Annotated in this window: 16 protein-coding genes; 5 read left to right on the top strand and 11 right to left on the bottom strand. The window is 54.3% G+C overall.

Annotation, left to right across the window (positions count from 1 at the left end):
• Positions 1-4 precede the first annotated feature (4 nt).
• Entirely contained in the window at positions 5-610 is a 606-nt protein-coding gene (locus tag Q0796_RS10370; protein WP_298442661.1) for a YjaG family protein, read from the top strand.
• Between the two features lie 122 nt (positions 611-732).
• Here Q0796_RS10370 and Q0796_RS10365 read toward each other — a convergent pair whose 3' ends face one another.
• The 3 genes from Q0796_RS10365 to trpR form a co-directional block, all read right to left on the bottom strand.
• The gene (locus Q0796_RS10365) at positions 733-1,722 is read right to left on the bottom strand and encodes a GGDEF domain-containing protein (protein ID WP_298442658.1); all 990 of its coding nucleotides are present in this window, start codon (positions 1,720-1,722) and stop codon (positions 733-735) included.
• A 286-nt stretch (positions 1,723-2,008) separates the two neighbouring features.
• Complete coding sequence (locus Q0796_RS10360) at positions 2,009-3,268, bottom strand: aromatic amino acid transport family protein (protein ID WP_298442656.1); 1,260 nt, start codon at positions 3,266-3,268, stop codon at positions 2,009-2,011.
• Positions 3,269-3,294: 26 nt separating this feature from the next.
• Entirely contained in the window at positions 3,295-3,576 is a 282-nt protein-coding gene (gene trpR, locus Q0796_RS10355) for a trp operon repressor (RefSeq protein WP_298442655.1), read from the bottom strand.
• 196 nt (positions 3,577-3,772) lie between these two features.
• On the opposite strand from trpR, the gene Q0796_RS10350 reads away from it, so the two are divergent.
• Complete coding sequence (locus Q0796_RS10350) at positions 3,773-4,225, top strand: cytochrome c (protein ID WP_298442652.1); 453 nt, start codon at positions 3,773-3,775, stop codon at positions 4,223-4,225.
• 53 nt (positions 4,226-4,278) lie between these two features.
• Here Q0796_RS10350 and Q0796_RS10345 read toward each other — a convergent pair whose 3' ends face one another.
• Positions 4,279-4,920: a cytochrome b/b6 domain-containing protein gene (locus Q0796_RS10345; protein ID WP_298442650.1), complete on the bottom strand. Its 642-nt coding sequence runs from the start codon at positions 4,918-4,920 to the stop codon at positions 4,279-4,281.
• A 226-nt stretch (positions 4,921-5,146) separates the two neighbouring features.
• Between Q0796_RS10345 and raiA the strand changes: the two genes are divergently transcribed.
• Together raiA and Q0796_RS10335 are read left to right on the top strand one after the other, a co-directional pair.
• The gene (raiA, locus tag Q0796_RS10340; RefSeq protein WP_298442647.1) at positions 5,147-5,479 is read left to right on the top strand and encodes a ribosome-associated translation inhibitor RaiA; all 333 of its coding nucleotides are present in this window, start codon (positions 5,147-5,149) and stop codon (positions 5,477-5,479) included.
• Between the two features lie 219 nt (positions 5,480-5,698).
• A complete protein-coding gene (locus tag Q0796_RS10335) occupies positions 5,699-7,555 on the top strand; it encodes a chorismate mutase (RefSeq protein ID WP_298442644.1) in 1,857 nt (618 codons plus the stop codon).
• A 131-nt stretch (positions 7,556-7,686) separates the two neighbouring features.
• Here Q0796_RS10335 and tyrA read toward each other — a convergent pair whose 3' ends face one another.
• The 7 genes from tyrA to ffh all read right to left on the bottom strand — a co-directional run bounded on the left by tyrA (position 7,687) and on the right by ffh (position 13,566).
• Entirely contained in the window at positions 7,687-8,823 is a 1,137-nt protein-coding gene (tyrA, locus tag Q0796_RS10330) for a bifunctional chorismate mutase/prephenate dehydrogenase (protein WP_298442642.1), read from the bottom strand.
• Positions 8,823-9,893 carry a 3-deoxy-7-phosphoheptulonate synthase gene (locus tag Q0796_RS10325; protein ID WP_298442639.1) on the bottom strand — a complete coding sequence of 357 codons (1,071 nt, stop codon included), beginning with the start codon at positions 9,891-9,893 and terminating at the stop codon, positions 8,823-8,825. The genes tyrA and Q0796_RS10325 overlap by 1 nt, the downstream gene beginning before the upstream one ends.
• Before the next feature lie 202 nt (positions 9,894-10,095).
• Positions 10,096-10,443 (bottom strand): 50S ribosomal protein L19, encoded by a 348-nt coding sequence (gene rplS / locus Q0796_RS10320; protein ID WP_298442636.1) that lies wholly within the window; start codon positions 10,441-10,443, stop codon positions 10,096-10,098.
• A gap of 37 nt (positions 10,444-10,480) precedes the next feature.
• Positions 10,481-11,221 carry a tRNA (guanosine(37)-N1)-methyltransferase TrmD gene (gene trmD / locus Q0796_RS10315; RefSeq protein WP_298442634.1) on the bottom strand — a complete coding sequence of 247 codons (741 nt, stop codon included), beginning with the start codon at positions 11,219-11,221 and terminating at the stop codon, positions 10,481-10,483.
• A 13-nt stretch (positions 11,222-11,234) separates the two neighbouring features.
• Complete coding sequence (gene rimM, locus Q0796_RS10310) at positions 11,235-11,765, bottom strand: ribosome maturation factor RimM (protein ID WP_298442631.1); 531 nt, start codon at positions 11,763-11,765, stop codon at positions 11,235-11,237.
• Between the two features lie 23 nt (positions 11,766-11,788).
• Positions 11,789-12,040 (bottom strand): 30S ribosomal protein S16, encoded by a 252-nt coding sequence (gene rpsP / locus Q0796_RS10305; protein ID WP_298442629.1) that lies wholly within the window; start codon positions 12,038-12,040, stop codon positions 11,789-11,791.
• Between the two features lie 158 nt (positions 12,041-12,198).
• Positions 12,199-13,566: a signal recognition particle protein gene (ffh, locus tag Q0796_RS10300; protein WP_298442627.1), complete on the bottom strand. Its 1,368-nt coding sequence runs from the start codon at positions 13,564-13,566 to the stop codon at positions 12,199-12,201.
• A 257-nt stretch (positions 13,567-13,823) separates the two neighbouring features.
• Between ffh and ccsA the strand changes: the two genes are divergently transcribed.
• Complete coding sequence (ccsA, locus tag Q0796_RS10295) at positions 13,824-14,612, top strand: cytochrome c biogenesis protein CcsA (protein WP_298442624.1); 789 nt, start codon at positions 13,824-13,826, stop codon at positions 14,610-14,612.
• Positions 14,613-14,687: the final 75 nt, after the last annotated feature.

Below are 14,687 nucleotides of genomic sequence, written 5' to 3'. Positions count from 1 at the left end.
AAACATGAGTGCCAAACCTGGATTCTTCAACCGAATCAAAGCGCTAGATACCTGGCAGAAAACCTTACTGGCAGCCGCGTTAACCGAACGCATGCTCCCTAACTACCAGCTGTTCGCGCAGATCACCGAACAAGAAGATGCCGATAAGCCCGCCATCGCCTTGGATCTGTTGTGGCAATCGCTGTACGACCGTAAGTTCAAACTCAACCTCGAACGTTTGATCAATCAGATGGACGAACTGGTACCGGATCCGGAACAACACGAGTTCTACGGGGTGTATCCGGCGACCGATCTGCTGACCTCACTCAGCACCATCTTCACGGCCTTGCAGCAGAAGATTGAAACCGATCTGGTTAACATCTCTAAGTTGTCCTCCTCCACCGTGGCGGCCTTTATCGAAGCCAGCGAACAGCCGGACATCGATAACGACGATGCTTTAGATGACTTCATCTTCGAGCACGAATTGATGGCGCAAGAACGCGACATTCAAGAACAGCTGCTGGAGTTTGTTGAGCAACAAAATGGCGTCTGGCCCGACGCCATTAAAGGCTTACGCAAAGAGTTGCGCGACATTGGCGTATCCAACATCGGCATCAGCTTAGCAGAGTAAGCTCAGCGCCAAGTAGAGCCCCAATCATAAACGCCGCGGATGATCCGCGGCGTTCTTGTTTCTGCTGGCTTTGCTGTTTTACCGTTGCCACCGCGCACAACTTTTGGGGCAATTGACCGAAACTACGCCACCGCGGCGGCCGAGCGCTGTGCCTTGGCTTGATATAAGCGCGCATCGGCACAGGCAAACAACTCAGAAAAATCGTATTGGCCACAGCGGCCGGCGGCGATCCCAATACTGATTTGCAGCGGTGCCTGCAATCCGGCCAACAACGCCCCATGGGCCACTTTCTGCTGCAACGACAACGCCAATTGTCGCCCTTGGGACTCGCTTAAATTAGGGCACAACAGGCAAAACTCATCGCCACCCACCCGCGCCGCCACATCGCTTTCTCGCACCACATTCAACATGCACTGGGCCAACCATTGCAGTGCCCTATCCCCTTCCAAATGGCCATGGCGGTCATTCACTAACTTGAAATCGTCCAAATCGATCACCAGCAAGCACAGGCACTCATCGTCACGACGACGCCCTTGGTTGTGCTCGAAATATCGACGCTCTAACTCGCCCCGTTTCAGCAAACCGGTTAGATCGTCGGTGATCGATTGGGTGCGAAACTGCTTCAGCAAACTGCTGGTTTGGTAGTTAAACAGATGCAGCGAACCCCACAGGGCCAACAGCATGAGCCCAAAACCGCCACTCAGCGCCAGATCCTCAGGTTGAGGCCGTGCCCACACCACCGCGTAAAAACCACCGCAGCAGCATAAGCTGGTAAGAAAAGCCCAACGCAACGGCAAGGTGGTGTAGCTGGTACACAATAACAGCAGCATCCAGATCCGCGCCTCTTGGGCATTGGGGTAGATCACTTGCGCATCCAGCACCACCAAGGAAATGGCGGCAATAAAGCTTAACTTACTGCGTAAACTGGAACGATGGTGCAGCAGCTGATACACCAGCCACAGCCCAACAGAAGCCAGCATCATCAACACGAAGGCATTGGGGTAATCAGCCTGCCAGAGGTTGTCTATCACCACATACGTGGCAATGAAACAGGCCATGATCCCAGCGAGCAGATAGCTGACATTGTTATAGCAACGATGTCGGTCAAACATGAGTGGCTCCTTGCCGTAACGACACTCAACGCAATGAAAGAAGGCGTACCGCTGCCTCGATATACCCAGTTAAAACGTTGGTCTTAGCGATTTCGGCCGGATTTGTTACCGAAAAAATGTAAACGTTTGCCTGCGATGGCTGCCTGCGATCAGCCAACCGCCAATAAAATGCTTGAGAGTGAACGCGTTAACCAAAAAAAGGCCGCTTACTTACGTAAGCGGCCAAAGCAGGATGATTACAAGGAATTGAGGCAGCCAACGTTATGGCTGCCTCGTTAAGCATCAGTTAACTGAATTGCGGCAACATCCCCGCCAAGTTGGCCACTTCAACCAGGACCGCTAACACCCCGAAGGCCAACACCAGATCCAGGCGCAACAAGCCCCCTGCGGTTTGGAAGCCTTGGCTTTGGCCACGCTTACGCAGCACTCGTGCCATCAGCGGTGGCAGCACCAACACAAAGATGGAGGCCGCCAGAGCAGCAAAACCGATGGCGGTAATAAAGCCGTGTGGCAGTGCCGCCCCCAGCAAAGCTGGTGGTAAGAAGGTAATGGTACCGGCTGTTAATGTGCCCTTCATGCTGTCGTCCAGCGACAGGGTGTCTTTCACTAAATCAAGCAGACCCAGTGCCACTCCGATAAAGGAACTGGCCAGTGCCAGGTTACCAAACATCATCAGGATAGACTCGACCCCAGAAACATCGGTGGACTGACCCACAGCGCTGATCAGGGTAGCCACATTACCGCCTTGGGCCACAATCTCGCCAAACTGATCACGGGACACGTTACCCATGATGGTGAGCTGCCACACGATGTACACCAGCAGCGTTAATCCAGTCCCTAACAGCAGCGCTTGGCGCACACGGCTGATGTCTTTTTGGTAGTGCTTCACCAGCGACGGGACGGTGCCGTGGTAACCAAAGCTGGTCACCAACATTGGGATCGCAATCCACACGTAGGAGCCGCTCTCGCTCAGATCGATGGCCGGAAACAGGCTGGCAGTGTTTACCGTACCCACCATCATGCCGGTAGAGCTAAAGAAGGTCAGTACCATGCCACCAAGCATAATGGTGGCAACACGATCGACCATGCGCGAACCGGCTAACACCACCGCCGAGAACACCACCGCAAAGATGATGGCCGCGGCGCTGTGAGAGATCTCGATGTCAACGCTGGCGGCAGTTTGGGCAACCACCGAGCTGCCACCAGAGATGTAGGCGTAGCACAAAATGAAGCTAACAAAAGCCACTGAGCCGGTGGCGATCAATTTACCGATTGGCCCTAAGGTGTCCGCGGCAATGGTGGTAAAACTGGCGCCATCGCGGTAATTAAGGCTGGATTCAGCCAGGTACAGGCCAGAGCTGTAGGCACAGAAGCAGCAAAACACCAACATGGCGATAGAGACACTAAACCACATGCCCGCGCTGTACACCGGCAGAGCAAACATGCCTGCGCCGATGGCGGTGCCGGCAACGATCATCGCGCCGCCTAAAATTCCGGGCTTCTTTTGAGATTGAGCTGCACTCAATGTGGCTGTGGTGTCAGACATTACGTCACTCCGACTTGATAAATATTTTAGCGTTGTAGCCGCGCAGCAAGTTCATCTCGCTCCGCGTCAGTCATGGTTTTTAGGTTGTTTGATGCGCGGGTAATGGTGGCAATGCTCACTTCCAACTGCGCCGAGATCTGCCGTTGGCTCAGCTCGCCATCCAGCAAAGCACGGATCACCGCCAGTCGGCCGCCTAAGGATTGGCGTTCATCGTGGCTCAGCAGCAGCCCCAACACTTGATCGAGCTGATCCGTCGCTTTCTGCTGACCAAGCAGTTGTAAGACGTCTTGCCATCGTTGTTCTGTCATTGCGTTGCTCCATCGCTGTAATGCTGAGCCAGTACAGCATTACAGTCTTCGACAAACAACCACAACAAACTGAAATGAGAGACTAATCACACAAAAATGGCGCTGGTTTTCATTGTCGCAACAACGTTAATATCTGAGCGCAACATCGCGCTGAGCAATGGCGCAGATCTGAGTATTCATTACAGGGAACAACACTATGAAATCGTGGGCAGTAGCAAGCGTACTGATGCTGTGCATCAGCGGCGCACAGGCCAAAGGCGCGTTTGACGATGGCCAAGACGCCATCGAATACCGTCAAGCCGCATTTGGTTTGATCAAAGAGAATTTCGCCGACATGGCGGCCATGCTAAAGAAGAAGAAGCCGATGGATAAACAGGTGTTTATCGAACGAGCCCAGCATTTAGCCTTACTGGCTCCCATTCCATTTAACGGCTTTCATGTGCGCGGCGCCGACGATGGCAGCACCGATGCCCTGCCGGAGATCTGGACCCATCGCAGCGAGTTTGACGCCATCGCCAACAAATTTCAGCAAGCAACCACCGCATTGGCGGTTGCCAGTAAAGAGGATGATCTCAAAGCCTTAGGCAAAGCGTTTGGGGCCGTTGGCAAAAACTGCAAAGGGTGCCACGACCAATTCAAGGCGGAATAACCGTCATACCAAGGGCCTTGTTCTAAGGCCCTTTATTGATTACCGCAAGGCATCTACCACAGCGGCCAAATCAACCAATAGCCAAACCCCAGCAACCACCCCAGCAACAGCCCAAACGCCAGCCATAACGAGGCTTGGTGCGGCTGTGCCGTGGCCAGCTCTCGCTTGCCATGCAACATCGCTGGCACTAAGGCCACCCCGCGCCAGCGGTACAGCAATATCGCCAGCAGATGCAGCGAAATGGCCCCGAGCAGGAGGTTAAAACCAAGATGGTGCCACCAAGTCAGTGCCGAAGATACGGCACCGCTGACGCTGGCAAACAGAGGGCCTTCGGTCAGGATGTCATCACTGCTGAAGAGACCGCTGCCCCATTGCAACAACAACAACCCCCACAACAACAGCACCATGTAGCCGCCGGCAGGGTTATGACCCAGGTGCGCTTGGCGCGGGGTGCGCCAGTGGCGCAGATAGCGAAAGACCTGCACCGGAGACCGAACAAAATGAGTAAATCGGGCGGTTTCGCTGCCCACCAATGCCCAACAAAGTCGGGTTAACAGCAGCGCAGCCAAGAGATAAGCAAAGGTTTGGTGCCACTCCATCTCGCCTTGTTCGGCGCTGAACCAGCACAGGGGTAAGAGCACAGACATGCCCCAATGACAGATCCGCACAACCGGATCCCAAACGCGAATAGACACTCGATTTCTCCCTAAATGGTGTCAATACTGCCGCGGTTATCCCATCCAATATCAGCTGAAAATGAACGAATATCAAGACCAAACACCGCATTTATACGCCATCACTCACTGTTCGTTGTTTAATCGTCCAACCGCACTGTAATGTGACAAGAATCACTTTTTGTCGGTGCCTTACGGCGTTAGTCTGGAGTTGAAGAAAACAGAAAGGTCGCGAAGGAGACACAGTATGCGTATTGAGATCACCAGTAAAGCTGTCGCTGTAACCGAAACCATGAAAGAGCGTATCGACGCTTGTTTCGACAAATTAGCACGTCACGACATCGACCTTATTGGGCCGCACATTATCATTACTCAGGAAGGGCAAGAGTTCCACGTAGAAGCGACCACCAACAGCAGTGTTGGCCATCTGTTTGCCAAAGCACATAGCGAGGATCTGTACACCGCCATCACACAGTTGGGGCAGCGCCTAGAGCGCCAAGTGAATAAGCAGATTGATAAAGAAACCAGCCGCCGCCACGATCGTACCGCCGCGGTAATGGAAGCCGACATCGTCGAATAAGCCTCAGACTCGTTAGTCATAAACACCCGCTGCGGCGGGTGTTTTTACATCTTGACAGCAAGCCAACGCAATAATACTTTGCCTAGTATGCAACTTACCCAACCACGCCGATTTAGCCGCTTTATGCTGATCCGAACTCTCGGAGGCGATGGCGTGGCGTAAGCCCAACTCATCATCGAAAGCCTCCCAACCGGGAGGCTTTTTTGTAACGGAGCGTCGATGCAGCATTCCAACCCATTAGAGCCGATCCGCGCGCAGATCACCGCCTTGGATCAACAGCTATTGCAGTTGCTGGCACAGCGGCGTGAACTGAGCTTACAAGTAGCGCAAACCAAGGCCGATGCCATCAGCCCCGTGCGCGATCCCGACCGAGAAAGTGCCTTGTTAGGCCGCTTAGTGCAGCAAGGCCGCGCCTTAGGGCTGGATGGCCAATACGTATCACGGCTGTTCCACGCCATCATCGAAGATTCCGTATTGCGGCAACAAGCTTGGTTCCAAGAACGCATCAACCCCGAACAACCCGAATCCGTGAAAGTGGCCTACCTAGGGGCAAAAGGTTCTTACAGTCACATCGCCGCCTATCACTACTTTGAACGCCGCGATCGGCAACTGATCGAAATGGGCCTATCCAGCTTCGATGAGATCATCGCGGCAGTGGAAGATGGCCAAGCGGATTATGGAATATTACCGGTAGAGAACACCTCTTCCGGTGCCATCAATGAAGTGTTCGATCTGCTGCAAAGCACCAACCTGTCCTTGGTGGGGGAAACCACCGAAACCATCGCTCATTGCTTGTTACTGCCCGATGGCGGCCAGTCTGATCAGGTTCGCACCGTGTTTGCTCACCCCCAGGTGCATGCCCAGTGCAGTGGCTATCTCGCCAGCAAAGACTGGGATCAGCAATATTGTGCCAGCAGCGCCGAAGCGATGGCTCGCGCCAGCCAGCAGCCCAATGCCGCCGCCATTGGCAGCGCCCGGGGCGGCAGTTTCTACGGTCTCAATGCCGTTGAACAGGGCTTGGCCAATCAAGATCGCAACGAAAGCCGCTTTATTGTGGTGGCACGCAAACCCGTTACCGTGCCACTGCAAGTGCCCGCCAAAACCACTTTATTGATGGCCACCAGTCAGCAAGCGGGTGCCTTGGTGGAAGCGTTGCTGGTACTCAAACAGCACGGGTTAACCATGACCAAGCTGGCATCACGGCCGATCCATGGCAATCCGTGGGAAGAGATGTTTTACCTCGACATCGCCGCCAACCAAGACGCCGAGCCGATGCGCCAAGCGCTGCGACAACTCACCAAAATCACCCGTTTCATCAAGGTGCTTGGTTGCTACCCCAGCGACACCATATTGCCAACCGAGCTCAGCGCCGAACAGCTGGCAGACGATCCCCGCGTTAATCCTGCGCCCAGCGATCAGCAGCAAGCGCCGCTGTACAGCCGCCAGCATAAACATGCCGACAGTCAGATCCGCATCGGCTCCAGCCAATTTGGTCACGGTAGCTTGCAGGTCATAGCCCACTGCAACCAAGCCGTTGCTCAAGCGGAACGGCTGATCAAAGAACAAGGCGGCCACCTGCTGCTGAGCGAACACCCAGAAGCCAGCCAAAGCTTGCCTGTGGCGCAGCGCATTAACCAAGTCAGCCAGCTGCCTCAACTGGGCACCCATGTGCAGCTGCTGGTGGTTGCAGCGGCTCAGATGCACAACCAAACGCTGCTGCATGCCCTGGGCAGCCAAGCACGGCCGGTGTTGCTAACCCAAGGCTACGGCACCAGCATCCAGCAATGGTTGGCCGCCGCCGAGCAGATCCTGCAAGCGGGGAATCAACAGGTAATGCTACTGGCAGAGCGCCATCAAGAGGGGGTGGATCTGCACCAAATCGCCAAACTGCGTCAGCTCACTCATCTGCCGATTGTGATTGAACCAGGCCGAGCCGAAGACGACGCCCACACCCAAGCGCAGCTGGCGCAAGCCGCGCAAGCAATGGGCGTGTCCGGGGTGCTGATCCAGCTGGGTGAACAGCAGTTCAGCGAACGCGACTACGGTGAATTCATGAAAGCGCTCTACGCCGAATAACCCCAGCCGCACCTGCCGCACCATCACAAACGGCCACCAATCGGTGGCCGTTTTTTTCATTACCGCGAAGCGTGCTGACGCCCAGACTGAACGGCATTAATCACGGTAACGGCAGCAATAAAGACGCGGAATTAACCGCTGCGGCTGTCGTTGGCCATCATCAGCATGTTGGCACTCTCGTGCTGGAACTGCTGAGCGAAATCACCAAACCAGTTGGCCACATTGGCAAAGGTGCGGTTAAACCCCTCTTTATCGCCACTTTCTAACATCTCCAACGCTTGTTGATAGCGCTCTAGGTAGTGCCGTGCTCGCACCAGCGAATCGGGCTGGCTAAAGATGATGTCGGCATAGAGGCTGGCATCCTGGGCAAACAGGCGCCCCACCATCGCCAGCTCCAAGCGATAAATTGGCGACGAAAACTGCAGCAGTTGTTCGATGTCTGCATGCTCACGCTTGAGGTGCATGCCATACACAAAGGCGGTGAAGTGACGCATCGCCTGCACCAGCTGCATCGCTTGGTCATGCTCGGTGGCGCTGGCTTCGTGTAAGCGCGCCCCCCAAATGGTGATCTGCTCTAACAACCACTGATACTTTTCAGCACCACGGCCATGGCACACCACCACAACTTGCTTCGCCAGGCTCGCCACATCCGGGCCAAACATTGGGTGCAATCCCATCACTGGGCCGCTGTGCGCCTTTAACATGGCCGCTAGGGGCGCTTGCTTGATGGAGGTCAGATCCACCAGCAAACAATCGCTTGGCAGCGGAGGCAGCTGAGCAATGATTTGTTCGGTCACGTCGATAGGTACACTCACCAACACCACCCCCGCTCCGGCTAAAATCGCGTCGGCGTTGCCCCAATCTTGCTGTTCAAAGATCCGCACTTCGTAACCGGATAACTCAAACAGATGAGCAAATAAGCCCCCCAATTTGCCACCGCCACCGATGATCACCACCGGCCCCAGCTCCGGATTGATGCGCTTAAAGCCCACGTCCTTTTCGGACACATAGGATTCACGCATCATTCTGCGTAGCAGATCTTCAATCAGTTGCGGCGACACCCCCATCGCTTCAGCTTCACTGCGGCGCTTGGCCAGCATGGTGGCTTCGCGCTTCGGAGCGTAAATCGGCAAGCCTTCTTGGTGTTTAATGGTGCCCACTTGCGCCACCAAATCGAGGCGACGACGTAACACTTGCAACAGCTCTTGATCCGCTTGGTCGATTTGATCGCGCAACGCTTCAAGCGCGGTACTGCTTGGCTCTGCCATTAGGCCTCCGCAAATCGGGTTGGCAAGGTTGGCGCTAAGGCTTCGGCCCCAACCCGCAGTAACGACTCGGTGGCGTCCCAATCGATGCAGGCATCGGTGATCGACACCCCATATTGCAAGCTGTCGCCGTTGGCGCTTTGGTTGCCTTCAAATAAGTGGCTTTCCAGCATCAAGCCGATGATCGAGGTGTTGCCATCCAAAATCTGATGGAACACATTTTGCGCCACCAAGGGCTGACGGGCGTGATCTTTGCTGGAGTTGCCGTGGCTGCAGTCCACCACCAAACGGGCGTTCAGCCCAGCTTTATGCAGTGCTTGTTCGCTTAACGCCACATTCACTGAATCGTAGTTTGGTTGCTTACCACCGCGCAGGATCACGTGGCCATCGGGGTTGCCGCCGGTGGTCAGCAGCGCCACCTGACCATCGTTGTTTATCCCCATAAAGCGGTGACTGTGAGACGCGGCCTGCAGCGCATTAATCGCCACGTCCAGTTTGCCGTCGGTGCCATTTTTAAAGCCCACCGGCATCGACAAGCCTGACGCCATCTCGCGGTGGGTTTGCGATTCCGTGGTACGAGCGCCAATGGCCGACCAGCAAAACAGCTCGCCCAAGTATTGCGGGCTGATGGGATCCAGCGCTTCGGTCGCCACCGGCAACCCTAACTCGGCCAACCACAGCAGCAATTCACGGGCTTGGCGTAAGCCCTTCTCCACATCAAAAGAGCCGTTCATGTCGGGATCGTTGATCAGCCCTTTCCACCCCACGGTGGTACGCGGTTTTTCAAAGTAGACCCGCATCACCAAGTAGAAGCTGCCCTGCAGTTCATCGTGCAGTTTTTTCAGCTTCAGCGCGTACTCTTTCGCGGCATCGATGTCGTGGATGGAACAAGGGCCAGTGATCACCAGCAAACGCGGATCGCGCTTTTGCACAATGTCACTCACCGTTTGGCGAGCGTCGAGAATATAGTGACGGGCAGTGTCGGACAGCGGCAGCTGAGCTTTCAGCTGGCTAGGGGAAGTAAGAACTCGTTCTGAGTCGATGTGGATATTGTTAATGCGGTCCTGTTGCATAACTGCCTCGAATCTAAGATCACGCCGTAATATCACGGTCTGCAATCAGAGTGCCAAGCCAAGCAACTTATGTAAACAGCCCGTTGACTGCAAAATCAGCCAATAAGCGTTGAAATAAACAATTTATCCATCAATGAAACAAAAACAGGCCCGCCAAATGGCGGGCCTGTTTAAGACTGTAACGTCAGATCAGAAACTGATCTTAGTTCAGACGCTCACGGATACGTGCAGACTTACCACTGCGCTCACGCAAGTAGTACAGTTTCGCACGACGTACGCGACCGCGACGTTTAACAGCGATGCTTTCTACCAGTGGAGAGTGTGCTTGGAACGCACGCTCAACACCTTCACCATTGGAAATCTTACGAACAGTGAACGCAGAGTGCAGACCGCGGTTACGCTTGGCGATTACAACGCCTTCGAAAGCCTGCAGACGAGTCTTGTCGCCTTCGGTTACACGTACCTGAACAACGACGGTGTCACCAGGGCCAAAGGCTGGCAAGTCGCTCTTCATCTGCTCTTGTTCAAGCTGCTTGATGATATTGCTCATAATATACTCATCCTAGATATACTGAAAACTCTAACGCTTAACCGTTTTTCTCGGTTACAAACTCGGCAAGCAATTTAGCTTGCTCGTCAGTCAGAGCTAGGTTATTTAAGAGTTCTGGGCGTCGCTCCCAAGTGCGTCCTAGGGACTGCTTGAGGCGCCACTTTCGAACTAGTTCATGATTGCCGCTAAGCAATACTTCCGGTACTTGCTGCCCTTCCAGAATTTCTGGTCGGGTGTAGTGGGGACAGTCCAACAAGCCGTCCGAAAACGAATCTTGCTCTGCCGAGGCCGCTTTGCCTAAGACGCCGGGCACCAAACGGGACACCGCATCAATTAGGTTCATCGCCGGCAGTTCACCGCCACTTAAGACGTAGTCACCAATGGACCACTCCTCATCCACTTCCGCTTGGATGATGCGTTCGTCAACACCTTCGTATCGACCACACACCAACACCATGCGCTCATTGGTGGCCAACTGCTCCACCCCAGCTTGCGTCATACGACGCCCCTGAGGGGATAAGTAGATCACCTTTGTGCCTTCCCCACCAGCCGCTTTGGCGGCGTGGATGGCGTCGCGCAACGGTTGCACCATCATCAACATGCCGGGGCCACCACCGTAAGGGCGATCGTCCACTGTGCGATGTTTATCATGGGTGAAATCACGAGGATTCCACGTTTGCACCGAAAGAATGCCGTTTTTAACGGCTCGACCGGTTACCCCGAAGTCTGTGATAGCACGAAACATCTCGGGAAAAAGGGTTACTACCCCTAACCACATAGGAAGCTCCTGCTCAGAAACTTGGGTCCCAATCGACTTTAATTTGTTTTCCAGCCAAATCGACCTCAAGGACGAATTGACCAGTGACAAACGGAATCAAACGTTCACGTTTGCCAAAGGCATCGTTACTCTTGGCTTTCACTTCCAGCACATCATTGGAACCGGTTTCCAGCAAGCCAGAAACTGCGCCCATGTTGTAGCCTTGGGTGTTTACCACTTCACAGCCAACCAGATCACGCCAATAGAACTCGTCCTCTGGCAGTGTTTGCAGCTGTTCAGTACCAATGGAAATCTCTGCGTTGGTTAAGCGTTCTGCGTCGTTGCGGTCATCGACCCCATCTAAGCGACACACTACACCGCTGCCGTGTCGGCGCCATTCCAGCACCTTGATTTCACGCTTGGTGCCTTGGATATCAATAACCCAAGGTGAGTAAGCAAAAATACCTTCTTGCTCGTCGGTAAAGGCCGTTACTTTCAGCCAACCGCGGATCCCGTAGGCGGAGCCAAGCTTGCCGACTACGATCATTTCACGAGTGTTGGTCATCAGTTGCCCTACCTACTACCTGATTAAGCAGTCGCTTTGCGAGCGTCTTTGATCAGGGTAGCTACACGGTCAGAAACTGACGCGCCTTGACCGATCCAGTGCTCAACACGGTCCAGGTCTAAACGCAGCTTCTCAGATTGACCTTGAGCTACAGGGTTGAAGAAACCCACTTTTTCAATGAAACGGCCGTCACGAGCGTTACGGGAATCCGCTACTACTACTGAGTAGAATGGACGCTTTTTTGCGCCGCCACGAGCCAAACGAATGGTTACCATACGGTTTACATCCTCTAATGGTGAATAAAATTGGGGCCAAAATGGCCCCAAGGTAGAAAGCCCCGCGATTCTACCTGAACTTAAGCTCAATGCAAGGTCGCGGGCGATTTAATGGCCAAAAAACGCAATTATAGTTGTCGTTTTTGGCAGAGGATCCGTTAGCGCGGCATCTTCATGCCTGGTGGCATCATGCCGCCCATGCCACGCATCATTTTCTTCATGCCGCCGCCTTTCATCTTCTTCATCATCTTTTGCATCTGGGTAAACTGCTTCAGCAGCTTGTTGACCTCTTGGATGCTGGTACCCGAGCCTGCGGCAATGCGCTTCTTCCGGCCACCTTTGATGATCTCTGGGCGCGTACGCTCTTTGGGGGTCATTGAGTTGATGATCGCTTCCATCTGTTTGGTCAGCTTATCGTCTTGCACCTGCGCTAACGCCTCTGGCGGCAGGTTGCTCATGCCGGGCAACTTATCCAGCATGCCCATCATGCCACCCATGTTCTTCATCTGTTGCAGCTGATCGCGAAAATCGGTGAGGTCAAAGCCTTGGCCTTTTTGGATCTTCTTCGCCAGTTTCTGCGCTTGGTCTTTATCAACCTTGGCTTCGACTTGCTCAATCAACGACAACACGTCGCCCATGCCTAAAATGCGGGAGGCAACGCGATCCGGGTGGAACGGTTCTAAGGCGTCGGTCTTTTCACCCACACCCAAGAACTTAATTGGCTTGCCAGTAATGTGGCGAATCGACAGCGCGGCACCACCACGGGCATCCCCATCCACCTTGGTCAGGATCACCCCGGTTAATGGCAGCGCATCGTTAAATGCTTTGGCCGTGTTAGCCGCATCCTGACCGGTCATGGAATCAACGGTAAACAGGGTTTCTACTGGGTTGATCGCCGCGTGCAACGCGATGATCTCGTCCATCATGTCGCTATCAACGTGCAAGCGGCCGGCGGTATCGACAATCACCACATCGAAAAACTGCTTCTTAGCGAAGTCGATGGCGCCATTCGCAATAGCAACCGGCTTTTGCGAGATGTCAGACGGGTGGAACTCAACGCCCACTTCACCGGCCAAGGTCTCCAGCTGCTTGATCGCCGCTGGACGGTATACGTCGGCCGAAACCACCAACACCTTTTTCTTGTGTTTCTCTTTTAGGTGCTTGGCCAGTTTTGCCACCGAGGTGGTTTTACCGGCACCTTGCAGACCCGCCATCATCACCACGGCCGGTGGCTGACAGGAAAGATCTAATGCTTCGTTGGCTTCGCCCATCGCCTTTTCCAGCTCTGACTGGACGATTTTGACGAACACTTGGCCGGGAGACAGGCTCTTATTTACTTCTGCGCCAACCGCACGCTCGCGCACGCTTTTGATAAATTCGCGCACAACTGGCAAGGCAACATCCGCTTCCAACAGCGCCATACGCACTTCGCGTAGGGTGTCCTTAATATTGTCTTCGGTTAGACGACCGCGACCGCTGATGTTTTTTAGCGTCTGGTTTAAACGCTCGGATAGGTTGTTAAACATCGCCTTGCTTTACCACTTAAATTCGAAATAGGCCGCCATTATAGCGATCCCCGCGCACTAAACCAATCGAAGCGCACCGGCTCCCGTGCAGCACATTATATGCAGTGGCCAACTGAAACCATGACAATGCCACTTGGATCACAACTGGGCGATGGTGGGCGCTGCCCGCAGCCAAAGCCCCGTGGTATGCTAACCAGCACGAGGTTGTGTGCGTCCCCTCAGTTCAACACGCACTATTGTTCAATTTAAGGGAAATCATGGAGTTTCTGTCCATTCCGGCGATCCTAGGATACGTCGTGGTTTTGTCGTTGGTGGCTTCCCGCCTACTGCACCCAGACGGGCCAGATCGGGTTAAATCCACCATAGTGGCTGGGGTTGCTGTCGCCCTGCACGGCTTGGTACTGACCGACGCCATCTTTGTGCAGCAAGGACAGAACTTCAGCCTAACCAACACCTCATCATTGCTGATCTGGCTGATCACGCTGTCGGTAACGGTGATGTTGCCACGACTGAAGGTGATCATCATTGCGCCAGCGGTGTACTCATTGGCAGCGCTGTCGGTGGCGGGGTTGTGGTTGCTTCCCCCTGAGTACATCACCAACTTTGAAACCAAGCCGGCGGTATGGTCGCACGTCTTGATCTCGTTGCTGGCTTACGCAGTCTTATTGCTAGCGGCGCTGTACGCATTGCAACTGCAAAGCATCAACCGCAAGCTCAAAGATCGTCAGTTAATGCTCAACAGCCCAATGCCACCGCTATTAACGGTAGAAAAGCAGCTGTACCACTTTATCTGGATTGGCTTTACGCTGCTGACCGTGGCGTTGCTCACCGGTTGGGGCTTCTTAGATAACTTCTTAGGCGATGGCCGCGGCCATAAGGCCATCTTGTCGATGCTGGCATGGCTGGTCTACGCCGCGATGCTGGCACAGCATCACCTGCGTGGTGTGCGAGTTCGCACCGCCGTTGGCTACACCTTTACCGGTGCCGGATTGCTGACCTTGGCCTACTTCGGTAGCCGCGTAGTTAAAGAGCTGATTTTAACTTAAGTCGTAGCGGCCCCTGCTTTTGCTTGACAGCAGGGGCCGCGCACCGTTTCATTAGCGCTCTATCAGTATTAAGAG

The organism is uncultured Ferrimonas sp. (assembly GCF_947489035.1).
Taxonomy (GTDB): domain Bacteria; phylum Pseudomonadota; class Gammaproteobacteria; order Enterobacterales; family Shewanellaceae; genus Ferrimonas.
Note: the sequence above shows the minus strand (reverse complement) of the source record. Positions and strands in the feature narration are given on the sequence as shown.